This is a genomic window from Catalinimonas locisalis, from assembly GCF_038039535.1.
Lineage (GTDB): Bacteria > Bacteroidota > Bacteroidia > Cytophagales > Cyclobacteriaceae > Catalinimonas.
On record NZ_JBBPHP010000002.1, the window covers coordinates 532,979 to 557,165 of the forward strand.

The window sequence follows — 24,187 nt, forward strand, 5'->3', positions numbered from 1 at the left end:
GCTTCCTAAGCTTTCATGCAGCAGACGATCAGTCAGCACGAGTATATTGGAGAGCAAAGCTATCCGATTATTCATCCGTACTGTGGTGAAAACAGTAAAAAGATGCCCTGGCTTAAGCTTCCCTGGGAGGGAAATACAACAATTACTGTTAAAATATAGCTTTCCCTCTTGGGGAAAATGACAAAATGCTGTTGTTTTATCGCTTTCCCCAGTAGGGAAAGCCAGTGTAAGCTGTCATTTTATGACCATCCCCAGTGGGGAAGGTAAGGAAACAGGCTTTTTGTTCACCATCCCCCTGAGGGACAGAGACAAAACGATATAGATCATTGACTTTCCCTCCTGGGGAGAGCGGTTAAAATGGCTTATTGGATGACCATCCCCTTATACATCACTGAGAAACTCATCCCATCTCAGTGTAAGAGAAGTAGGTCTATAGCACAAAAAAATCCTGCTAAGGGTACCATATTAGCGTAGTTGAAGAAGGGTGTAATAGAAATACATACAGCTCTACTTCGCAAGTGGGTTTGTTTTGGATGTTATCTATAATTCAATCAATAAATGAGAGGTTACAATACATACTACGAAGATGAGCAAAGAACTAATTATGGCTTTTGGTTATATCTTATTATACTAAATGTAGCTTTGGGCAGCTTATCGGGTGCCAAGGCAATATTAACCTCTTTCAATACTATAGATACTGTTATACTTTGCTACTACTTTATCATGTTAATGATTGGAGTTTTGTCTGTTATATGTTTTTTCTATAGGCATAAAATTACTCCTAAACTGATTGTAGCTTTTCTGGCTATCAATCTATTCTACATTGTAGGGATGAGTTTTTTAGTTTGGAATTATGATTCAGGAGGAATTGATTATTTTGGGTTGATACGTATCATTGTGCTATGCTCATTAATAATTCCTTACTTATTAATTTCTAAGCGTGTAAAAGAAGTATTTGTCAAGTAACTTGGAATGAAACAGGTATAGCATTCAGTGTGATAGTTTATAGCTAGTGGTTTATTTCATCAAGCACCAAAATTGACATTTGAAAAAGGAACTCTTTACGTCTTCTGAGGGGGCAAGCTTGTCAATTGTCTAAAACCCATTCCAATGAAACAGTTCATCTTATTATCCATCCTCCTGTGCTTGTTCGCTTGTGAACAGGAAAAGACAAGTGATGCTGCTATTAAACAGGAAATCATTGATGTTACCAATGCCTACAATCTGACATGGGAAACGGTAGATATGGATTCGGTAGCACAATTCCATGCTGAGGATATCAGGTACTACTGGCATGGGTTCCGTGCTGCCTCTTCCAATGAGGAGTTTCTTGAGGTATTTAAAGAATGGATGGCCACTACCCAGGAGTGGAAGATGGAAGTAGAAAATTATGATGTTCAGGTATTAGGGGAAGACCTTGCCATTATCGGGTTTAATTCTTCCGCTACCACCACCGTGCTTACCAACGGAGAACCCTATGATTATGGGACAGGCGCCTTAACCTACGTATGGAAGAGAATAAACGGAGTTTGGAAAATAATACATATCCACGAATCGGCTTTGGAAGCTGAAAACTGAATATAAAATATTGCAAGCTGTGAAATGCAAGCAAGCGCACTGTAAGCTTATCCCCCAGATTAGTCAGCTTACATGACAGGCACTCTGGATAAAAAAATAGCTATACCAGCTACACCTTAGGTACCAGTTCTCGCTCAAAGTACACCAGCTCCTTTTTGGATGTATCTGTCTGGTCAACGCAGTAATAAATACGATCCACATAACGCCTGACGATGAGTTTGCGGATACACTACAGATCCTTCGGGAAAAATATTTTGCATGAGTTAAGGTAGGTATAAATCTATTAATAATATGCAGTTGGCTTATCTATATTCATATAGGGCCAAACAAGAGATATAAAATATGACATTCATTTTGCCTCTTTCAAAAAAAAAACAAAGGAAGTGAACTACTATCCATAAAATAAGGTTACATTGCCTTATACTTATAATAACAATTCAATGAAAGAAGGTACCGTAAAATTTTTTAACCACACGAAAGGATTTGGTTTCATTAAGCCATCCGATTCAGGTGCAGACATTTTTGTTCATTCAAGTGGACTTATCGACGAAATAGAGGAGGACGATAAGGTGGAATATGAAGAAGAGCAAGGCAAAAAAGGTCTGAATGCAGTCAATGTGAAAGTTATTTAGTAAAATATATTATCACTTTGAAATGAAGAACATGCCCCGATAAGGCATGTTTTTTTGGTTTATGGAAATAGATTTAAAATTGGCAGTGCTGATTGACGGGGATAACATTCCCTCTGCCTACATTAAAGAAATGATGGAAGAGATTGCCAAGTACGGTAACCCTACCATCAAAAGAATATATGGAGACTGGACCAAGCCTAATTTGTCCAAATGGAAAAATATCCTCCTTGAAAATGCCATCACCCCTATACAGCAGTATGGATACACTTCGGGTAAAAATGCGACGGACTCTGCCATGATCATAGACGCCATGGACATTTTGTATTCGCAGAAGGTTAACGGGTTTTGTCTGGTATCCAGCGATAGTGATTTCACTAGATTGGCCACCCGTCTCAGAGAAGCCGGCATGAAAGTTTTTGGAATCGGGGAAAAGAAAACACCCGATCCCTTTATCGTAGCTTGTGATAAGTTTATCTACCTGGAAATTCTTAAAGACCAATCCAAAGAAGAAGGATCTGATAACCAGAAAGGAAAGTCTGAAAAGAAAAGTGACGTTGATAAGATTACTCCTAAAGTAATCCGCTTAATTTCCACTACCATATCCGATCTGGCAGATGATGATGGATGGGCCTTTCTCGGAGATGTAGGAAACTTACTGCAAAAGAAGCAGCCCAACTTTGACTCCCGAAACTACGGATTTCAGAAACTCACCCCCCTTATCAAGTCTATCAGCAAGTTTGATGTTGAGCAAAAAGAAAACCAGAAAGGTAAGTTCAAGCTGATTTATGTGAGAAACAAAGAGTAATCTATCCTCAAATAGAGAAGAAAAATCACATGAAATTCAAAAATTGCCCGACATTTGCTTAAGTTGGGAGGTTCTGGATTTCAATTTTAACTAAAGCATCAAAATAGATAGAGTAATTTCTAAAATTTTATGCTTTAAAAAACATAAAATTTTATGGCTCATCATACCTATTACACAGTTGTTACTGGAACTGGAAGATATATACCTTCCCAAATCGTTAAGAATGAATCTTTTCTGAAAAATGAATTTTATAATTCCTCCGGACAGAGGATTCCCAAATCCAATGATGAAATCATTCGTAAGTTCCAGGAGATTACTGAAATAGAAGAGCGCAGGTATGTGGAAGATGAGATGGTCACTTCTGATATTGGCTATTATGCTGCTGAGGCAGCTGTCATTTCAGCGGGCATTGACAAAGAGAGCCTGGATTATATCATTGTAGCCCATAATTTTGGTGATGTATTGCACGGCAACAAGAAAACGGATCTTGTCCCCAGTCTGGCTGCCAGAATTAAATATAAGTTAGGTATACATAATCCCTATACCATTGCCTATGACTTACCCTTCGGCTGCCCCGGATGGGTGCAGGGCTTGATACAGGCTGATTATTATATCAAGTCGGGAGATGCCAAAAAAATCCTTGTGATAGGAGCAGAGACACTATCCCGTATTTCCGACCCTCATGATATTGACAGCATGATTTATTCGGATGGGGCAGGAGCAGTAGTGGTGGAAGCGAGACAAAGCGATGAACCACTGGGAATCTTAGCCCACAAAACACGCTCAGATACTTTGAATCATGCTCACCTGCTTAATATGAATGTCTCCTACAATCCTGATTATAAAGATGATACGCTGTTCCTCAAAATGGAAGGAAGAAAGCTGTACGAGTATGCCCTCACTACCGTACCTCAACTTCTAAGTGACTGTGTGGACAAAGCTGGTTTAGGTATTGAACAGATCAAAAAAGTGCTCATCCACCAGGCAAATGCCAAGATGGATGATGCTATTTTATCCCGATTATTCAAATTGCTGAATGTAGCGGAGATTCCGGAGTACATTATGCCAATGACCATTGCGACCCTGGGAAATAACTCGGTAGCCACCGTTCCAATCTTGTTGGATAAACTGCTAAGGAAAGAACTTAAGCATCATCATATCAATAAAGGAGAGCATATGATCTTCGCTTCGGTAGGGGCTGGTATGAATGTCAATGCGGTGATCTACAAAATGCCATAGGAACTTAGTTAAGCTCATTATGCCTGGCCTTCAGTATCTTCCTGATGGCACAAAAAGCCTTTTGATAATCCGAGGTGTTGAGGTAGAGGCGGTCATGAATGGTTACCTGATATTGATGGTTACGAACGGCATTAACCCTACAGTAAATTACCGTATTGTTACAAACAGCTTTTAAGTATCGGGCTTCAGTATAAATCATTATGCGCCTTACGTCAGTGCAGTAACAATATCGGTAATTATGTGGGAAGAAAAAACATTAACCCAGATAAGGTCTTAAAGCACTGCTTCGGGTACTATGTCTGAGCCTGCGGGTAGCTTTTTCTTTAATCTGACGTACTCTTTCTCTGGTAAGATTGTATCTGCTGCCTATTTCTTCCAGTGTCATTGCTTTTCCACCATTCAGCCCAAAATAAAGCGTAATTACGTCAGCTTCTCTTTGGGTAAGGGTAGAAAGCGATCTTTGCAGCTCTCTTTGTAAAGAGTCGTGCATCAGATCTGAATCAGGAGTAACCTCACTCTTATTTTCCAGTACATCCAGCAGGCCATTTTCTTCACCACTGGCAAATGGAGCATCCATAGACAGGTGACGATTAGCTACTTTGAGGTTGAGTGCGATTTCTTCTTCGGTGATATCCAGCATTTCAGATAGTTCTTCCAAAGATGGTTCGCGCTGATACTTCTGTTCCAGTTCGGCAAATATTCTGCTGATCTTGGTAAGTGTACCAATACGGTTTAGTGGAAGACGTACCATACGGGATTGTTCGGCCAGCGATTGCATAATAGACTGTCGTATCCACCAGACGGCATAAGAGATAAACTTAAAGCCTCTGGTTTCATCAAATCGCTGCGCAGCCTTCATGAGTCCTAAATTACCTTCATTGATCAGATCATTTAGCGACATGCCTTTATTCTGATATTGCTTGGCTACCGATACTACAAAGCGCAAATTGGCTTTGGTGAGCTTTTCTAAAGCAACCTGGTCTCCTTCTCTTATCCTTCTGGCCAGCTCTGCTTCCATGTCAGGAGTAATCAGATCTACTTTGCTTATCTCCTGTAAATACTTATCCAGTGATTGGCTTTCCCTGCTGGTTATCTGTTTCGTTATCTTTAGTTGTCTCATGGATAATGTTATGAAATGAAATAGTTGTTAAAGTGTACAGAGATTGATTTTATAATGACATGTGAAGATGCTACACTGAAAAATTCAACCTCAAAATATGACTACAATCCAGAGATATTTACAAGGGGAAAAGGTGTACCAGCCCTACGGCTTTTCACAAAGTTCGGTGAAGATACGACAATTTACTGAACTCAAGCTGCAAAATTTACTTTGTAATGCGTTTTTAGCTAAAATATCCCCGTTATAAGTTCATAAATGCTGTTAAATTCGAATACTGAAGAGAGTCATATTTGAAAAAGTTAAGTTCAAGCACTAAAATTTAATCATGATGATTCTGAATCTACTTCTGAAATGTCCAGATAGTACTCTTTTCCTTTTTCAAAAAATTGATCAGCATTCGGGTTATCTATCCAAATTTGTAGTTTTCCTATAGGAGAAGATAAATTGAACTGATTGTTATCAACATCATCAGTAGCATCAGAGCCTTTTACGCCGTGAAGATGCGCAATTAGTGAATCCTGTACTTTTTCAACTCTTGAACAAAAGTATTTTGCGCGCATTGGTATTTTGCTTTTATCTATTCTGTAAAGCATTCCATGCAAAAAAAGTTTACTATGGGCCTACATTATTTAAATGAGTAAGCCTGGCCCTTATTGATTTGAATGATGTTTTGTTTGATTAAGCTTTGGAAGAGGTACGGGGAGTATCCTCATATTCTTTTTTATACTGTAGTGGTGTACGTTTCATCAATGCCTTAAACTGTCTATTAAAATTAGTAAGCGTCTGGTATCCACTTTCATAACAAGCCTGAGATACGTTCATCTTTTTTTCAATCAGGAGACGACAGGCGTAACCTATTCTGACCTCACTTACTAGCTCTGAAAAGGTTTTATTTGCATGCATCTTGAAGTATCGGCTAAATGAAGTAGGGGTCATATTGGCAATAGAAGCTACCTCCTTCAAACTGATCTTGTTTTTAAAGTTATCCATCACATAAGCATGAATAAGATTCATGATTTCAGTATCACCATCTTTCAGAGAGTTAGTATAACCGGTGCTGGACAACTCGTAAATTTCCTCGGAGTGCATCATCTCATTGAGGATTTGAAGTAAAAAGATGACACTTTCTAAGCCTTTCTTTCTCAAAAGCTCTTGCATCATTTGGGTAATCTTATTCGCAGATTTACCAAGAATTTCCAGGCCTAGTTTTGACCTTTCTAAAAAATGCCTCAGGTGTATAGCCTCCTCTTTTTGGATGAGCTCTTTTCCAGGAAAGTGTTCCTGAAAGTAAACTACAATGCCATGAGTGTGGAGATTTGGGTTTCCATCAAAATATATCACATCGCTTCGCCACAAATGGGGCAGGTTTGGTCCGGTAAAAACAACATCGCCCTCTTCAAAAGACTTGATATGGTCGCCGACAAAGCGAGTTCCTGAGCCTTTGAGCACTACAAATAGCTGGTACTCCTGGTGAAAATGCCAGTTAGGATCAAAATAAGGTTCTTTTAATTCCCTAATTACAAAAGTATGAGTATCAGGAATTGGAGATTTTCGTAAAGCATGTGGCATAGTGACACTAATTTATCCCGATAAAACTAATAATTTTCTATTGATGACAAAATAGTGTTGGTATTGGGCAACAAACAGTATGAAATTTTAGACTACATTTTTAATCATTGTATTTGTACCTTTAAGTGGTTAACCGAGTATAGATTTTTAATTTTTTGATACACTAAGCATAACCCTATGAAACCTACTTTTGGCGTCAGCACCTGGCTTTGGACGTCTCCTTTTGATACATCAACAGCCCAATCTTTATTTCCGAAAATCAAAGAAATGGGATATGATGTGGTAGAAATTCCGGTAGAATATCCCGAACAAATTGATGGTAAAAAGGTAAGAGAAGCGCTGGATGAGTACGGCCTGAAAGCCGTGGTATGCGGAGCATTCGGACCTACCCGTGACCTTACCCATGCCGATCCTGCTGTACATCAGACCTGCTTTGGTTATATCGCTGACTGTTTTAAGCTCTGCAACGACTGGGATGCCAAATTTCTGGCGGGCCCGATGTACGCTGCAGTAGGTAAAACCCGTATGCTCAGCCCCGAAGAACGAAAAGTGGAGTGGGACAGGGCAGTCACCAATCTCAGGAAGGTATGTGATATGGCCAGCAAAGAAGGCCTTTCTTTAGCCATTGAAGCCCTAAACCGCTTTGAGTCTGATCTGATCAATACAGTGGAGGATGTGCAACGTCTGGTAAAAGACATCAATCATGATGCCGCCAAAATAATGGTGGATGTATTCCATATGAACATTGAAGAACCTGATATTGGCAAGGCAGTGAGATTGGCAGGAGATAAACTTATCCATGTGCAGATTGCAGACAATTACCGGGGTACTCCTGGTACTGGTTCTGTACGCTGGGAATTGCTTAGAGATGGGTTGAAAGACATCAATTACAATGGAACGATCTCCATTGAGAGCTTCACTCCGGAAATTAAAGAACTGGCCGGGGCAGTGTGCATCTGGCGTCATCTGGCCCCCGATCAGGATCAGTTCGCTTCAAAAGGGCTGGAATTCATGAAGAAAACGTTTAACTATTAATACTGAACCTATGCAAAAAGATAAGATTAATATAGCCATCATCGGCTTGGGCTTTGGTGCGGAATTCATTCCTATTTACCAGAAACACCCCAACGCAAATATGTATGCCATCTGCCAGCGCACCCAGTCCAAACTGGATGAGGTAGGGGATGCCTTTGGCATTGAGAAGCGTTATACCTCTTATGATGATTTACTGAAAGATCCTGATGTGGATGCCGTACATATCAACACACCCATTCCCGATCATGCATCTCAGTCTATCAAAGCTTTGAAAGCAGGTAAGCATGTGGCCTGTACGGTACCTATGGCCACTACAGTAGAGGAGTGTAAGGAAATTGTAAAGCTCACAAAAGAAACTGGTTTGACGTACATGATGATGGAAACCGTAGTCTATGCCCGAGAGTTTCTGTTCATGAAAGAACTGTATGAGAAAGGTGAGCTGGGAAAAGTACAGTTTCTTAAAGCTAGTCATCAGCAGGATATGGACGGATGGCCCAACTACTGGCCCGGATTGCCACCTATGTACTATGCAACGCACTGCGTAGGACCTGTACTCGGACTTACCCGCGCTGAAGCGGAATATGTTTCCTGCTTTGGTTCCGGTACCATCCGTGAAGAACTGCACAAGCATTATAATTCGCCTTATGCTGTAGAGACTACGCATATCAAATTCCGCAACTCTGACCTGACAGGACATATCTATCGTTCACTCTTTGATGTGGCCCGTCAGTATCGTGAAAGTTTTGAAGTATATGGCTCCAAAAAGGCGGTAGAATGGCCATTAATTGAAGGTAATCCTCTGGTAGTACATACCGCGAAGAAGCCGGAGCCGGAAATCCCTGAAGAAGTAGAGTGCCCGGATTATGCCAAACTTTTGCCCAAAGAAATTCAGCATTTTACTACCAAAGGAGTATATGATGAAGATGAGCATCAGCATTTGTCTTTTACGCAGGGCGCTGGCCACGGAGGTTCACATCCACATCTGGTACATGCTTTCCTGGATGCTTTGGTAAAAGGTGAAGATCCTTATCCTAATGCGGTGCAGTCAGCCAATATTACCTGTGTGGGAATTATCGCACATGAATCGGCTCAGAAAAACGGTGAGGTGATGAAGATGCCTGACTTTACTTTGCAGTCATAGAAAGAATTTGGTTTTTATAATCTTTGAATTGCCGGACGACATCATCCGGCAATTTTTTTTTATTTAAGATGCCTCATGGGTCAACAAAGTAGCCATTTGTCAGATCAATTGTGATAGGTGCCTGTTTAATCTTCCCATTAGGAAGCCTTACTGAGTCAAGACTTGTGACGCTATCTTTGTTGAAGTATGATCGTCCCCAATGTCTGGATTTACCGTAGAAAAGATATTTCCCTTCTACAGTATCAAGATGATGCGTAATTCTTTGGGTGGGTACAGAAAAGTGATAGTTAAGGTCTATCTCAAAGAATCCTTTTTCCTGTATTTGGCGTCTGCAATGTAGCTCATACATTTTTTGTTTAGTGACTGCGCTCAGATCAGTGACCTCATTCTCAGGAGTGTTTATTGACAGATACATTTTCTGATTTGGATAATCAAGTATAATCCTGTCAAAAGCCCAAAGAAATTGCAGGCCAATCAGGCTATTATATTGTTTTTCTGTGCACATCACATTGGTAAATTCCAGATCACCTAAGCTCACACTTTCGGCCATGGTATACTGAACTGTATCTGGAACTGTTCTTTTTTCCTGCGTATGACTAAATGCTGAAAATGGAGAATAGCTTAGCGCGATTCCATGATCAGAATTATCGTCTCTACTTAAGCTATCCTGCAAGCGTATACTGGTTGTGTAACCAAAGTCAAGAAGAAGGTTGAAAGTTATATTGTTTATTTGAACGGGTATATACCAATTGCCCTCCATGTTTTTTAGTGGCAGTTGGGTCATCCCATCCATTTCTGACAAGGCATCAATAGATTTTGTCAGAGTAACTTGCTGATTTGGCATGTTAAAACCCCAGACGTAATGGGTAAGAAAGTTGTTGCCGATAACGCCTATGAGTTCATCCTGACCTTCAAATGGCCCTCCCTTCTTCCAGGCTGAGCTGTCTGTCGGCCAGAACACCAGATTATTCACCTTAATATTTCCTATTTGAAATTGTCTCATCACCCTAAGCTTCTTACTCCTCTGAAGTCCCTGTGCATCTGTCAATGTAAAAGTATGTTGCAATTCTCTTACACCAGATATACTTTCATGTAGTGTACTGAAGCTTGCCCCAGTATCAAACAAGAAAAAACCACTGCTATCATTGACCTGCGATTTCAGTAAGATGTGTCCATGCTTGCCAACGAGAAATGGCAAAGTAAATTTATCCTCCTCCCCGTTCCAGGCGAAATGAACCTGATGTTGCTCAGCTTTTTGGGAAGCAGTACTAATGTTTCTTACCATCATAATGATGCTGATCATACTGATAACAATTAAGTGGGGATACAAAAAAAGGGGATGGTGGCGCATAAAGAGGGCAAAGAGAAGACCTATCGGGATAAATGTAATGAGCAGGTATACTCCAAACCTAACATCAGCAGTACCATGAAAAATATTACTGTAAAAAATGAAGCAAAGACAAAAAAGTGAGACAGTCAAGCATACTGCAATGATGACTCGGGCAATTTTTTCAAACATTCACTTAGGCTGATTGTGTGAGTAATGCTTATCAATATAAGTGATGAATTGATTAAATGAAATCGGCTATATCAATATTACACAAATAACCAGTATTTACACTCTTTTAACTTCAACGCTATTTTACCTATACACTGGAAATTCAGTTATTCTTAAAGTAGTACAGCCATAAGGAACTAAAGTGATTTCTTCCAACTTAGATTTGTCACCAACTCTGCCGCCCCACCAGGCGGGAAACTCTGGTGCTCCGTTGACCAGCTTCCACTCGGGTATTTTCATGCCTCTCATTTTCAATTCAACAGGCGCATTCTCAAGGTTCCAGGGATACTCGCCGTTCCAGTCTTTTTGTACTACTTCTACAGCTTCAGGTAGCTTGTTTAAGTCCTCCTGGTATAATGCATAATTCCAGTCATTAAGCGGATAGACCTCTTCAAAGGCACGATAGCCATCTCCCCGATCTTTTGTGGTATGCTTTTCTCGGATTTTCAGGGCGTACACCAGCGGCCCTCGTTCAATGGTGTGGGCAAACTCATACCACTGAGAAGTTCTGAGCTCCATAGGCATCGTAAGTGTAACCTGATCTCCATCTTTCCATGCTCTCTGGATAATGGCTGTTTGATTATCTGCCTGCCCTTCCCACTCAATACCATTGATCATGATTTTTGCGTCTTTTGTCCAGGCAGGTATTCTGAGATGAAAAGGAAAACTCGTTGGTTCACTTAGAGAAAAAGTGAAGCTAATCTCATCTCTGAAAGGAAAAGCTGTTTCTTCTACAACCTTTAAGGGTACACTGTCAGCGACTAAAAGGTTAACTTCACTGGGTGCGTACAAAAGAGCCGCTACACCTTTGTCATGGGTTGCGTACCATAAGTTCTGCACGTACTTGGGCCATGACTGATGCATATTGGAAGTACAGCAGTGATAGCCTGTCAATGTACCAAAAACGAAATCAGTACCTCCGTGATTTTGTGTTTCAAATGAGGTCTCCAACTGATCAGTAAGTTCTACCTGATTGGCTGCCTGAAAATACTGGCGAGAAGAAAAATCATCAGATGCCTGAGTAGGCAAGGCATTATAGGCAATTTTTTCCAGCAGATCGGCAAACTCCATATCTCCGGTGATGGTAAGCATCGTTTCCAACGAGAACATCTCTTCAGAAATAGAGCAAAATTCCACGCCCTGCACCGGATTGTTGCCGTGTAACGGTTCATCTCCTCCATACATGCCCTGCGGCTGCCCATGATACTTTTTCATGTCCTGCAAAGCTTTTTTCACAGCGGCGATATATTTTTTGTCAGCTTGCTGCTGGTAATATACTACCGGTTGTTTGAGTCCTTGTGCAAAATTGACACAGTGCATACTGCCTATCTGAGAAACTGTAAGGGCTTCAATTTCAGTAGAATCAAAAGGATAGCGCTGTATTTGTGAGTAATGCCAGGGACTGCTGGGTAGATTGTCACTCTCTTCATTCAGGAACACATTGGTCCAGGGAAAAGTCTGCTTGGCAATCAATTCTCCCAGTTCCAGCAAGAAATCATCCCCGGTGATATTGTACAGCCAGTACACCACCTGCAGATTATCGCCTCCCCTGCGGTTAGCCCAGAGTGTCCAGTGGTCCAGGGGAGTTTCTGGAAGCTGCTCCAGTTGAAATTGAAAATAATTTGTAAGTGCAGTAATAACCCGTTCATCGCCGGTAGCCTCATAGTATTGCTGCAGAATTTTGAGCATCACCATTTTGGGCCACCAGTCTTTGCGCATGCCCCTTTGTAAGCCGGGTTCATATTCAGGTTCTTCTTCAAAAGGGATCGGTCCCAGATAGCCGTTTTCCTGCTGATTTGATAATGTCCACTCTATCCAGGGCTGCACTTTGGCCTTGAGCGAATCGTCATTCAGAATATAAGCCAGAGGAAGTAAACCATCAATCCAGTAGGGGCCACGTTCCCAGCCGTCGCCATCACCTCCCAGCCAGCCATTCCTGCTGCCCATCACTTCAGGGTAAATCTCGTCCAAATTACCTGTCATGCCCGACCGCATACGCTCCAGCTGCTCCAACAGCCAGCTGTTAGGTTTGATACTTCCTAAGGGCAGTTCCAGATAAGGTTTTTCAGTCAGTGGAGCGCGGTTCTGACGGTAGTTGAGAGTGTTATTTTCTTTGCTAGAAATTTCTTCCTCCACCTGAGGCTGACAGGCCAACATGCATGTAAAGAGTGAGTCAATCAATATCTTTTTGAGCATAAAAGTTTGGTTGTTGCTTAAATGACGAAAGTTAGCGTCTAATATAAATATATCAGGGAAAATGTTGGTGGAAGTAGCCTCAGGACAAATATTTAACAAGTTTTTTCATTCGTTTATGCCTCAGCATCAATATGTTAAGCAGAATGTACTAAATTGCTCCCCCAGCGTTATGTTTGTGTTATTGTTGTAATCCTTATGGAAAAAGCTGTTACAAGAAAGATATTAAAGGCTCACTATATTTCTTCGTTTTACTCTTTCTGAAAAACTGAATTTAAGAGAAAATGAAACTAAATTATCTTAATATGCCATTATTCTTTATCAATGGAGATAAAATAGTGCAAGTATAGGGTAAAATACTGTATGTTTTTATTTGTGAAAATGTTGACTTTAGCGTCAAACAACCTACAACTGTTATGAAAATTGCGAGGAATTGGTATTGCATTCTCTTTTGTTTGTTGATATTAGGCTGTAAAACAGAGCAGCAACAAGCGGAAACCGGCCCTAAACCCATAGAAATTCTCTTCCTGGGTCACGATAGTGAACATCATAATTCTGAGGTATTTATGCCCATGCTGGCTACACCTCTCTTCAAAAAAGGGATCAACCTCACCTATACTGAGGACCCTAATGATCTTAATGAAGAAACACTTCAAAATTATGATGGGTTGATGATCTATGCCAATCATGAAACCATTACTCCTTCACAGGAAGAAGCATTGATGGATTTTGTGGAAGGGGGCAAAGCATTTATTCCTATACACAGTGCTAGTTTTTGCTTCCTCAACTCTGAAGCATATACAGACCTGGTAGGAGCTCAGTTTCATAGCCATGATACTGGAACCTTTGTAACGAAGATCATTCAGCCTGAACATCCCGCTATGGAAGGTGTGGAAGAATTCTCTGCCTGGGACGAGACCTATGTGCATCATAAGCATAATGATGATAAAACAGTGTTAATGGAAAGGGTTGAGGGAGATCATCGTGAGCCCTGGACCTGGGTAAGAGAGCAGGGAGAGGGTAAGGTTTTTTACACTGCTTCCGGCCATGATGAAAGGGTCTGGAGTAATCCTGGTTTCCATAAGATGATTGAGCAGGGTGTACTATGGGCAGTGAGTGATCAGGCCAGAGAACAATGGCAGGCCTACGTGCAGGATATTCCCGAACTCAAATACGTAGCCAGAGACAGCATTCCTAATTACGAAAAAAGAGATCCTGCTCCTAAATTCCAGTTCCCTCTTTCACCCGAAGAATCTAAGAAACTGATACAGGTGCCACCGGATTTCAGGCTGGAATTATTTGCCTCCGAACCTGATATTATCAACCCAATCGCCATGGACTGGGATGAAAAAGGCCGTCTTTGGGTAATAGAAACCGTAGATTATCCCAATACCGTTAGAGAAGATTCGGGCGTAGGGGATGACAGAATAAAAATTTGTGAAGATACCGATGGTGATGGCAAAGCAGACAAATTCACTGTCTTTGCAGACCAACTCAACATTCCTACCAGCTTAGCTTTTGTGAACGGAGGCGTAGTGGTTTCACAGGCACCTAATTTCCTTTTCCTCAAAGATACCGATGGCGATGATAAGGCCGATGAGCGTAAAGTTTTGGTGAAAGGCTGGGGTACATTTGATACCCATGCCGGTCCTTCTAACCTTAAATATGGTATTGACAACTGGATATGGGGAGTGGTAGGCTACTCAGGCTTTGAAGGAACAATTGCCGGAAAAAATCAGGAGTTTGGTCAGGGCATTTATCGGCTTAAGCCCGATGCCAGTGACTTTGAGTTTTTAACTCGCACCAGCAACAACACCTGGGGTTTAGGCTTTACCGAGACCTTTGATGTGTTTGCTTCTACTGCCAACAATACACATAGCGTTTACATGGGTATTCCTAATTCCTACTACGAAAATGTAGATGGATTGCCGGTAAGCGGCAGCACCAAAATTGATGGTCATTATGCGATGCAGACACTTACTCCCAATGTCCGTCAGGTAGATGTTTGGGGTGGGTTTACTGCAGCAGCCGGACATAACTTTTATACCGCCAGAAGTTTTCCCAGAAACTATTGGAATCGTATTGCTTTTGTATGTGAACCTACCGGAGGTGTCGTTCACACTGCCATTTTAGAAAAAGAAGGAGCAGGCTTTGTAGAGAAGAACGGTGGTAACCTCCTGGCCAGTGCCGATGAGTGGGTATCTCCTGTTGAAGCAAGAGTAGGACCTGATGGAGCGGTTTGGGTAGCAGACTGGTATAACTTTATCGTTCAGCACAATCCTACGCCTACACCAGAAAGAGGTGGATATGAAGCAGAAACGGGTGAAGGTAATGCTTATGTTAATCCCTTGCGTGACCGTCAGCATGGGCGAATCTGGCGGATAGTTTATAAAGATGCTGAAGCTTATGAGCCCATGACATTGAGTATGGATGATCCGGAAGGTTTGGTAGAAGCATTAAGCAGCGATAATATGTTCTGGCGTCTCACTGCTCAGCGTCTGCTGGTAGAAAGAGGTGAAACCGATATTCTGCCCGAACTTTATGATCTGGTAGAAAACAAAAGAATGGACGAAATGGAGCTTAACAATGCTGCACTGCATGCCCTCTGGACAATGAAAGGTTTAGGCGTTTTAGAAGATGGTGCCAACGAGGAAGCTTACAGAATTGCAGTTGATGCACTTCATCACCCTGCTGCCGGTGTGAGAAAGGCAGCTGTTCAGGTTTTACCTTCTACCCCCTGGGCCAATCAGGCGATACTAAAATCTGAGATTATAGCCGATACTGATCCTCATACCCGCCTTGCTGCAGCATTGGCTTTGGCAAATATGCCTACTTCAAAGGGCATGGGTGAGAAGCTTTTTGCACTGAGCCAGGACGAAAAAGTACAGGATGATGCATGGCTTGCAAAGGCAGCTTATCTTGCCGGAAGTCGTCACCGTGATGGTTTTATGTCTGCATACCTGGCGGCTAATCCCCGCTATGAAGAACTACAGGCCCAGAAAGCATCTATGCCTTCCCGGGAAGATCTTAATTACGAAGACAATGAATGGAAGCTGATGAAGCTCCCCGAATTCCTGGAACGTTCTGGCCTTAATATTGACGGTATCGTTTGGTTTAGAAAAAATATCAATCTTTCTGCACAATCCGCAGGCAGGTCAGGTAGTATCTCTTTAGGTCCGATTGATGAGACCGATGAAGTATGGGTAAATGGCTTTAGGGTTGGAGGAACCAAAGACGATTACCGCACCGCGAGAGTTTATCCTATTCCAGCAGATGTACTTAAACCTGGGAATAACCTTATTGTGGTCAAAGTGGAAGATTATCGTGGATGGGGTGGTTTTAGCGGTGAGCCTGAGCAGATGTTTATTCAGGTGGGTAATAGCAAATCTTCTCTGGCAGGTAACTGGAAGTATCAGGTGGAAAAAGAATTTAACTCAGGCAACTCTCCATTTGAAGGAACCACGCTAGCCGAAGTGCTGATGGAAAGTTACTGGAACAAACCTGCAACGGAGGAAATGAATACCATGCTCGCATCTTCTGAAGATGCAGAAACGCAGGTAGTCCAGATCAAGACCGTGAAAAATGAAATGAAATACGACCTGAGTGAGTTTGTGGTAGAAGCCGGTAAACCTGTGAAGATCGTTTTTGAAAACCCTGATTTCATGCAGCATAATCTGCTGATTGTTCAGCCGGGTACTTTAGAAGCAGTGGGAGCCGCGGCCGATCAAATGGCTACTGATGCACAGGGAGCGGAGAAAAACTATGTACCTGAAATACCCGAAGTATTGTTCAGCACACCTCTGGTAGATCCTGAACAAACTATAGAGCTAACTTTTATGGCTCCTGAAACTCCTGGTGAATATCCTTTCGTCTGTACTTTCCCTGGTCACTGGCGGATCATGCAGGGCACTATGAAAGTTGTAGGCGCTGAAGCTATTTAATATTGATGTTGTTTTAGCTTTTGAAAAAAAGGAGCGTGACTTACGCTCCTTTTTTTATGTCTTGACATAGATTTTTCTGATTGGAAACAAATTTTGTCTGCCTGTCTTTTCAAACATTATAGCGCAAAACAGATTTGAAAAGATGCATGGTTTTTATTTGATGGGAGAAATTTAGTTGATCAATCTCTCTATTTTTTTACAATTAGTCACTTTTTAAAGCTTCAATCAGTAATGGAAAAATACGACGCAATCATCATTGGTATCGGACAGGCAGGAAATCCACTCTCAGCTACACTTGCAGAGAAAGGATGGAAGACCGCAGTCATTGAGCGTGAGCATCCGGGAGGCAGTTGTATCAATTATGGCTGTACTCCCACCAAAACCATGGTAGCTTCCGCCCATATCGCTCATATGGTTCGGACTGCTGATGCGTTTGGGATAGAGACTTCCGCTCCCAAAACAAACTTTCAGAAAGTGATAGAAAGAAGGGATAATATCGTAACTAAATGGAGAGAAGGGATTGAAAAGAAGATGTCGGAGACGGAAAATATAGACTATTTCTTTGGAGAAGCCAGCTTTGTGGGCAATAAACAGGTGCAGGTAAAAATGAAAAGTGATGATGAAGGTGAATTTGTGCTGAAAGAATTCTCCGCTGATAAAATATTCATCAATGTAGGGACCAGTCCTCGCATTTCTGAAGTGGAAGGCCTAGCTGATGTAGATTATCTCACTGCAAAAACCATGATGCATTTGCAGGAGCCTCCTAAGCATCTGATTATTCTGGGAGGTGGCTATATCGGTCTGGAATTCGGGCAGATGTACAGACGGTTTGGCAGTAAAGTTTCTATTATTCAGGATGATGCACAACTGGCTCCTAAAGAAGATGAAGACGTAGCCGAGGCGATACAGGATTTTCTAAAAGAAGAGAGTATCGACATCTACCTGAACTCAGAATTGAGCAAAGTTGAAAAATCAGCCTCTGGTATTCGTGTACATCTCAGTGGTGACAAACAAAAAAAGATTGAAGGAAGTCATTTGTTGATTGCCATTGGCACCACACCCAATACGCAGGCTTTAAACCTTGAAAAAACTGATGTCAAGCTTAAGAAGCATGGCTATATTGAAGTCAATGAACATCTTGAGACAAATGTGGAGGGAATCTTTGCATTGGGTGACTGTAAAGGCGGGCCAGAGTTTACGCATATCTCTTACGATGACTATCGCATCATCAATGACTTTCTTTTCGGGGCAAAGCTACGAAAAATGAACGATCGCATGGTACCCTATACCATGTTTACCAAACCTGAGTTGGGTAGAGTGGGTTTGAATGAAAAACTGGCCAGAAAAAAAGGTATTAAATACAAAATTTCCCAGATGCCAATGTCTAGCGCTGCCCGTGCGATAGAGGCTAACCGCACTACTGGTTTACTGAAAGTTTTGATAGACCCTGAGACTAAAAAGTTCTTAGGAGCAAGCTGCCTGGCAGATATTGGCGGCGAATTGATGTCAATGATACAGATTGCGATGATGGGTGGACTAACCTATGAGGATTTGAGAGATGGCGTAATGGCACACCCTACTTATGCGGAGACATTGAATAACTTATTTGCTTCAGTGGAAGATCCGGAGGAGTAGGATTGAAGTGTTATGGTTCTAGGTGTTATGGTGTTATAGTTCTTAGTGTTATAGTTGTTGGCTTGCCAATCGTTTTAAGCTCAGAATTCTAATCCCTAAATACTATAACACTATCGCACCCTAACACCAAGAACTATTGTACGTGTTTAAATCCAGATGCTTTGGCTACCATTTTGGAAGGATACTTATTGATTAGTTCGTGATATTCCTGAAGTCTTTTATGGTAAACGGAAGCGGCTTTCTGATAATTATTCTGAGCAAGCTGTAACTGATGGTAAGCTTCACTATAAGGTGAGTTTTTGACATAACCTTCCGGTATATCTTTTACTGCCTGCGTTACCTTCTTTTCAGCCTGAATTTTATCTTCCGTACTTGCTGCCTCAATGCTTAATTCGTTAAGCTGATCACACACCTTGGCAACAATCTTTTGCAGGGTGTTGTCTTCGTGTACAATATTAGCCATTCTTTTAATAATGGTATTGCGAAGACTAGCGTATTGAAAAACTTGTTTGGATGCCTGCTCAACTTCAGCTTTCTTGATTTTGATACTATTATAATTGACAATAGCCCAAAGAAAGATAAAGCCAAGCAAGGCGAGAATAATTGGGAGGTAGCCCATGGTTTGGGTTTACATCAGATACTTAATATTTTGACCATTCTTAGCAAGTCCTGCTCTAGAGGCTTGGATGTGTTGATACATTCTTTGAAGTCTGTATACACCACACGATTGTTAATAATACCCGCCATCATGTTTTTCTTACCGCCTAGGAGCCCTTCTAAGGCAGCAAGTCCTAATCGGCTGCCAATGATCCTGTCCATGGCGGTAGGAGCACCCCCACGCTGTATATGACCCAGAATAGATACCTTAAGGTCTTTACCTTTCAGTCGGGATTTCACTTTGTTGACCACTTCCATGGCACCCCCTTCTTCATCACCTTCAGCTACTACCACAATAGATGAAGTTTTCTCAGTATTGCGACCCTGGTTAAGGTCATGGATCACATCATCAATAGAAGTACTGGTTTCGGGTACCATGATCAGCTCCGCACCACCGCCAATACCGGATTGTATAGCGATATACCCTGAATCGCGGCCCATCACTTCAATAAAAAAGATACGGTCATGAGAGTTGGCTGTATCACGAATCTTGTCAATGGCTTCCAGCGCGGTATTTACCGCAGTATCAAAGCCAATGGTATAATCAGTACCGTACAGGTCATTGTCAATCGTACCGGGAGCGCCTACAATGGGGAAACCATATTCTTCATAAAAGATACTAGCACCAGTAAAGGTACCGTCACCACCGATCACCACCAATCCCTCTATACCTCTTCTTTGCAGCTGCTGAAACGCTTTTTTTCTCCCTTCTTTGGTGCGAAACTCGGCACTTCGGGCCGATTTTAAGATAGTACCTCCTTTCTGAATAATATTACTCACCGAGTAAGATTTCATTTTGTAGATATCACCTTCAATAAGGCCATTATATCCGTATTTGATACCGTATGCTTCAATACCATGATAGATTGCCCCTCTGATCACTGCCCTAAGACATGCGTTCATACCAGGTGCATCCCCTCCTGAGGTCAATACCGCAATTTTTTTCATAGAAAAAAATGACTAAGATTTGAGTGTATAACTAATGTGTATTTAGACTTACAATGAAGTAGCGAAAATGATAGTGTCTGATAGACTTTATAGATTAACGTACTTTTAATAAGAAGTATTCATTATAATTGACCGTAAATTTTAAAAAAAATTCATTAAATAAAACGTATTGCTTCATTTTTCATGAAAATTCCTTTCCTGGACCTATACAGGCAACAAAAGTGGTCGCTTTCGGCAGCGCAACATTTACTAAGCGAAGTCATGCTCAAAGATAATCTATTGGGTGGAAAAGCAGTAAGTGATTTTGAAGAGAAATTTGCTGCTTATCTCAACCTCTCGCATGTAATTGCCTGTGCTAACTGTACTGATGCCCTGGAAATTTGTTTACGAGCACTGGAGATTGGGGAAGGGGATGAGGTAATCGTTCCTGCCAACGGCTGGATGTCGGCAGCTGAGGCTGCATGCCTGGTGGGTGCAAAGCCAGTATTTGTAGATAACCATCCTGACAGCTATACGATAGATCCTGATAAGATTGAAGCCAAGATAACATCTAAAACCAGAGCCATTATTCCTATCCATCTGTATGGTTATCCGGCAGATATGCCAGCGATATGTGCTATTGCCAAAAAGCATCAGCTTAAGGTAATAGAAGATTGTGCCCAGGCACATGGCGCATGTATTCAGGGAAAAAAAGCAGGAAGCTGGGGCGATATGGCTGCTTTTAGTTTCTATCCTACCAAAAATCTGGGAGCGATAGGGGATGCCGGAGCTATTGCCACTCAGGATGATGCGCGGGCAGAAGTTTGCCGGCAAATTGCCAGTCATGGACAGATAGAGAAAAATAAACATATTCGCATGGGGCGCAATAGTCGTATGGATAGCTTTCAGGCGGCGGTATTAGTCCATAAACTACAGTTCCTGGATGAGTGGAACGAACGAAGGCATGCATTAGCCAGGAAGTACAATGAAGCACTGAAAGATTTGCCTATCCAGTTACCTGCTGAGCAGCATGCCGACTTTTACCATGTGTATCACCTGTATGTGATTCAATTGGAAAGAAGAGACTGGCTACAGCAGCAACTTGCTGAGATGGGCATAGGCACTTCCATCCATTATCCTGAAGCGGTTGCCGATATGCAGGTATTCAGCAAGTACCATGGTGATGATACGCCCATTGCAAGTCAGCAGGCTGATCAGCTATTGTCACTGCCCCTCTATCCTGAGCTTAGGGATGAAGAACAGGCTTATGTGATAGAATGCTTATACCAATTGTTAAAAGATGCCGAATGAGAGCCGCCAGATTTCTAAAATCTGTCAGATCTATCTCTTTTCATGCTGTATTCCTCACTAAAGCTCTGGAATCAGTAGTAATGCATCAGAAATATACCCTCCTTCCTCACAAAAAAGTACCGATCCATCAACATTGATCGTTGCATCCTCATAAAAAAGTAGTCATTCGTGAGGATTGAACGTGCCATGTTGACAAAATCCATGGACTTCATGAGGATTTGACGTTGCATCCTGATAAAATCATTGTCATTTACGAGGATTGAAGGTTAAATCCTCACAAAAAAGTAGTCATTCATGAGGATTGAACGTACAATGTTGACAAAATCCTTGTATTTCATGATGATTTGATGGCAGAACAATTCAGGGAGATAAGCAAGAGGCTGAAATTGCCACTCTTTTCCTCTTATTCATTTAGTTCAAAGCCGAAAACCGGATAGCCATCCATATCAGGCGCTTGCTTGCTAAGCCGGTACCCGTTTTTTGTCATCATCGTAAGAAATTCGTCTATGCTAAGAAGGCGTTTGCCGCAGTCTGAGGATGGGCAGAATTCACCTTCTCCATGATCGCCTCTGAAGCTGTCACGAATAAATATTTTTCCGTCAGCTTTCAACTTGTTACGAAGATCCTGTAACACCACATCAGGAGTATCTAATACGTGCATGGTCGCGTTGGAATAAATTCTGTCTATGGAGCGATCAGGTAAGTTGGATTGTGTGGTAGTACCATAAATTACATGAAACTGATTGTGTTTGCCCAGATCATAGCCTAGCTGGGTAGAATAATAAGCGATCATCTTATTTACATTTTTTTGCTGAAGCACCTTATGGTCTATATCCTGAATATAAACGGTACAACGATCTAATTGCATCGCCATGATCACAGTAAGCGCACCGGAACCTGCTCCAAAATCAGCCACTGCCATGCCGGGCTGTATTTCCATAAAATCAACAATAGGTTGGAAGGTGTCTTCAGCTTTTTCCAGCGTAAAAACCGGACCCTTGGCATAGGGAGCGCAGGAGGCTAACAACAAAAAAGCAATCGGAATATTGAGTAGCTTGTGCATGGCTTGGTGTTTATGATACAACGCCCGAGAAACATCCCGCATTGTATATAGGGTAAAACAAGCAGATATCAGCCTCTGAGTTTTACATTAAGAGTTCTTTTGCAACCTTACGTCCGGTTATATTCTTAAAATATTGCTTTTAACATCAGCGCTTCGCTTTCATCTTTGGGAGAATAATCGCCGTATGACCAGACTGCTTTCCGTTTGATCGCAATGGAGAACACATAGCCAGCCTAAGTGTAGCAGAGCTTATATTGATTGACCCAGATATCGGGATAGTAAATTTTTTACCTGATCAAACTTCTGAGTTTAGCCCAGTAATTTTCTATCAGCTTGTTGATTTCAGGATCGGTCTTAGAAAAATAGATGGAAGTGGTAAAGATGATTGTAATCACTACACCGCGCATCAGAATATCCAGGATGTAAGGCGTAATGGCAGGAATCCAGTACACCGCTGCGTAAGTGGCTACTGAAATCAACAGTATGATCAGGTGATCTTGGTTGTAGGGCTGAAAGCCAAATTTGATATACAAAAATATAAACCTTACCAGGTTTACGATCAGCACCGAAAGCAGCGAAGCCAGAGCCGCCCCACTAATTCCCATGATGGGCAGCAGCCACCAGTTGGTAAGGATAATCAGTGCCAGCCAGCCCAGCATGATGTAGGTATTGATCCGGTAATATTGAGAATAGCCGATGATTACATCATTGATGCCTCCTGCCATACGAAGGATATTCATCAGCCCTACGTAGAGGATGACATATTTACCGGCTGCAAAAGATTCGGGAAGAATCTCAAAAACATTGTCAATATTGGCCCAGATTCCCAGGAAGAAAAAGCATCCGGCCACCAGTTGAGTGACTGTACTTTTGGTATAAATACGATCTACGCTTTTCAGATCATCATTTTTGATCGCATCGGCTACCATGGTAGGCGCAATACCTCTCAGTGCCCGGGAAGGAAGCAAAACGAGGGTTCCGAAATAAAAAGTAGTAAGGTAAACGCCTACCTCAGCATCCGAATAAAAACTATTGATCATGATGCTATCAATTCTGATGATTGCGAGGTTGCCAAAGCCGGTAATCAGGCTAAAGAGGCTGAGGCTAAGCATCCCTTTGCTGCGTTCTCTGGTAAGCAGACTAAAATCCGGTCTTAAGCGGAGTTCACCTTTCCAGAAGAGAAATGCCAGTAGTAAAAGCACCAGCACGCCCCGGGAAAGGACGTACCAGGTCACGTATCCGGTAAAATTATATACATCCCAGACAAAAAGACCGACCAGGAACAGCACAAAGAGGCGGGCAACCGTTTCGTTAAGCAAAGAACCGGTAGAAGCATTGTACAAAGCCCGGTTGTAGATGTCCAGTAAGGTAAAAGCCAGGGAAAAAAGGGTAAAAGGGATCAGCAGATTGATATATTCTATCAGCAATGAGCCTTCGCCAGCATCCTCTATCATCCAGGGTTTCATCAAAAAGAAGATAAGCAGGAACAAACCGAAGCCAGCCATCATGACGAGCAGCATCAAAAACAAAAAGCCGTGATGTTGTTTTTCTTTGTTTCTGAAGTAAGGAAAAAACTTGATGGTAGCCCCGCTAAAGCCAAGGGAGGCTATCTGAGCAAAGATAGAGCTCCAGGATACCAGAAGACCGATCACCCCGATCTGAGATTCCGTTAGAAATTTAGGATATATCAATGCACTGGTGACAAAACCAATCAGTACACCCGCATAAATATAAATGGTAGACTTAATCGTCTGTCGCTGTAGTACGCCCAACGCGAGATGTT

21 protein-coding genes are annotated in these 24,187 nt (G+C 41.9%); 12 read left to right on the forward strand and 9 right to left on the reverse strand.

Going from position 1 to position 24,187, the window contains the following annotated elements; translation table 11 throughout:
* Positions 1-15: 15 nt before the first annotated feature.
* The 7 genes from WJR50_RS05820 (at position 16) to WJR50_RS05845 (ending at position 4,429) form a co-directional block, all read left to right on the forward strand.
* Complete coding sequence (locus tag WJR50_RS05820) at positions 16-159, forward strand: hypothetical protein (RefSeq protein ID WP_341292295.1); 144 nt, start codon at positions 16-18, stop codon at positions 157-159.
* Positions 160-558: 399 nt separating this feature from the next.
* A complete protein-coding gene (locus WJR50_RS34190) occupies positions 559-966 on the forward strand; it encodes a DUF2569 family protein (protein WP_445223450.1) in 408 nt (135 codons plus the stop codon).
* A 144-nt stretch (positions 967-1,110) separates the two neighbouring features.
* Positions 1,111-1,578 carry a YybH family protein gene (locus WJR50_RS05825; protein ID WP_341292296.1) on the forward strand — a complete coding sequence of 156 codons (468 nt, stop codon included), beginning with the start codon at positions 1,111-1,113 and terminating at the stop codon, positions 1,576-1,578.
* Positions 1,579-2,018: 440 nt separating this feature from the next.
* Positions 2,019-2,210 carry a cold-shock protein gene (locus WJR50_RS05830; RefSeq protein ID WP_341292297.1) on the forward strand — a complete coding sequence of 64 codons (192 nt, stop codon included), beginning with the start codon at positions 2,019-2,021 and terminating at the stop codon, positions 2,208-2,210.
* A gap of 61 nt (positions 2,211-2,271) precedes the next feature.
* Positions 2,272-3,015: an NYN domain-containing protein gene (locus tag WJR50_RS05835; RefSeq protein WP_341292298.1), complete on the forward strand. Its 744-nt coding sequence runs from the start codon at positions 2,272-2,274 to the stop codon at positions 3,013-3,015.
* A 153-nt stretch (positions 3,016-3,168) separates the two neighbouring features.
* Positions 3,169-4,254: a 3-oxoacyl-ACP synthase III family protein gene (locus WJR50_RS05840; protein WP_341292299.1), complete on the forward strand. Its 1,086-nt coding sequence runs from the start codon at positions 3,169-3,171 to the stop codon at positions 4,252-4,254.
* Between the two features lie 19 nt (positions 4,255-4,273).
* Positions 4,274-4,429 (forward strand): hypothetical protein, encoded by a 156-nt coding sequence (locus WJR50_RS05845; RefSeq protein ID WP_341292300.1) that lies wholly within the window; start codon positions 4,274-4,276, stop codon positions 4,427-4,429.
* 81 nt (positions 4,430-4,510) lie between these two features.
* Here the strand turns inward: WJR50_RS05845 and WJR50_RS05850 are convergent, their stop codons facing one another.
* The 3 genes from WJR50_RS05850 to WJR50_RS05860 form a co-directional block, all read right to left on the reverse strand.
* Positions 4,511-5,374: a sigma-70 family RNA polymerase sigma factor gene (locus WJR50_RS05850; protein ID WP_341292301.1), complete on the reverse strand. Its 864-nt coding sequence runs from the start codon at positions 5,372-5,374 to the stop codon at positions 4,511-4,513.
* A gap of 323 nt (positions 5,375-5,697) precedes the next feature.
* Positions 5,698-5,967 (reverse strand): hypothetical protein, encoded by a 270-nt coding sequence (locus tag WJR50_RS05855; RefSeq protein ID WP_341292302.1) that lies wholly within the window; start codon positions 5,965-5,967, stop codon positions 5,698-5,700.
* An 85-nt stretch (positions 5,968-6,052) separates the two neighbouring features.
* Positions 6,053-6,943, reverse strand: a complete 891-nt coding sequence (locus tag WJR50_RS05860; RefSeq protein ID WP_341292303.1) for an AraC family transcriptional regulator — start codon at positions 6,941-6,943, stop codon at positions 6,053-6,055.
* A 177-nt stretch (positions 6,944-7,120) separates the two neighbouring features.
* On the opposite strand from WJR50_RS05860, the gene WJR50_RS05865 reads away from it, so the two are divergent.
* Entirely contained in the window at positions 7,121-7,978 is an 858-nt protein-coding gene (locus WJR50_RS05865) for a sugar phosphate isomerase/epimerase family protein (RefSeq protein WP_341292304.1), read from the forward strand.
* A 10-nt stretch (positions 7,979-7,988) separates the two neighbouring features.
* On the forward strand, positions 7,989-9,119 hold the full coding sequence (locus WJR50_RS05870) for a Gfo/Idh/MocA family oxidoreductase (RefSeq protein ID WP_341292305.1): 1,131 nt from the start codon (positions 7,989-7,991) through the stop codon (positions 9,117-9,119).
* Positions 9,120-9,192: 73 nt separating this feature from the next.
* Here the strand turns inward: WJR50_RS05870 and WJR50_RS05875 are convergent, their stop codons facing one another.
* Together WJR50_RS05875 and WJR50_RS05880 are read right to left on the reverse strand one after the other, a co-directional pair.
* The gene (locus WJR50_RS05875) at positions 9,193-10,422 is read right to left on the reverse strand and encodes a pepsin/retropepsin-like aspartic protease family protein (protein ID WP_341292306.1); all 1,230 of its coding nucleotides are present in this window, start codon (positions 10,420-10,422) and stop codon (positions 9,193-9,195) included.
* A 339-nt stretch (positions 10,423-10,761) separates the two neighbouring features.
* Positions 10,762-12,873, reverse strand: a complete 2,112-nt coding sequence (locus WJR50_RS05880) for a beta-L-arabinofuranosidase domain-containing protein (protein WP_341292307.1) — start codon at positions 12,871-12,873, stop codon at positions 10,762-10,764.
* A 413-nt stretch (positions 12,874-13,286) separates the two neighbouring features.
* On the opposite strand from WJR50_RS05880, the gene WJR50_RS05885 reads away from it, so the two are divergent.
* Both WJR50_RS05885 and WJR50_RS05890 read left to right on the forward strand, forming a co-directional pair.
* Entirely contained in the window at positions 13,287-16,811 is a 3,525-nt protein-coding gene (locus tag WJR50_RS05885) for a PVC-type heme-binding CxxCH protein (protein WP_341292308.1), read from the forward strand.
* Positions 16,812-17,042: 231 nt separating this feature from the next.
* Positions 17,043-18,446, forward strand: coding sequence for a mercuric reductase (locus tag WJR50_RS05890; protein WP_341292309.1), 1,404 nt, complete (start codon positions 17,043-17,045; stop codon positions 18,444-18,446).
* 133 nt (positions 18,447-18,579) lie between these two features.
* On the opposite strand, the gene WJR50_RS05895 is transcribed toward WJR50_RS05890, so the two are convergent.
* Positions 18,580-19,065, reverse strand: a complete 486-nt coding sequence (locus tag WJR50_RS05895) for a LemA family protein (RefSeq protein ID WP_341292310.1) — start codon at positions 19,063-19,065, stop codon at positions 18,580-18,582.
* A gap of 14 nt (positions 19,066-19,079) precedes the next feature.
* Positions 19,080-20,051, reverse strand: coding sequence for a 6-phosphofructokinase (pfkA, locus tag WJR50_RS05900; protein ID WP_341292311.1), 972 nt, complete (start codon positions 20,049-20,051; stop codon positions 19,080-19,082).
* Between the two features lie 183 nt (positions 20,052-20,234).
* Between pfkA and WJR50_RS05905 the strand changes: the two genes are divergently transcribed.
* Positions 20,235-21,341: a DegT/DnrJ/EryC1/StrS family aminotransferase gene (locus tag WJR50_RS05905; RefSeq protein ID WP_341292312.1), complete on the forward strand. Its 1,107-nt coding sequence runs from the start codon at positions 20,235-20,237 to the stop codon at positions 21,339-21,341.
* Between the two features lie 403 nt (positions 21,342-21,744).
* Here WJR50_RS05905 and WJR50_RS05910 read toward each other — a convergent pair whose 3' ends face one another.
* The gene (locus WJR50_RS05910; protein WP_341292313.1) at positions 21,745-22,404 is read right to left on the reverse strand and encodes a class I SAM-dependent methyltransferase; all 660 of its coding nucleotides are present in this window, start codon (positions 22,402-22,404) and stop codon (positions 21,745-21,747) included.
* Positions 22,405-22,691: 287 nt separating this feature from the next.
* Positions 22,692-24,176, reverse strand: a complete 1,485-nt coding sequence (locus WJR50_RS05915) for an oligosaccharide flippase family protein (RefSeq protein WP_341292314.1) — start codon at positions 24,174-24,176, stop codon at positions 22,692-22,694.
* Positions 24,177-24,187: the final 11 nt, after the last annotated feature.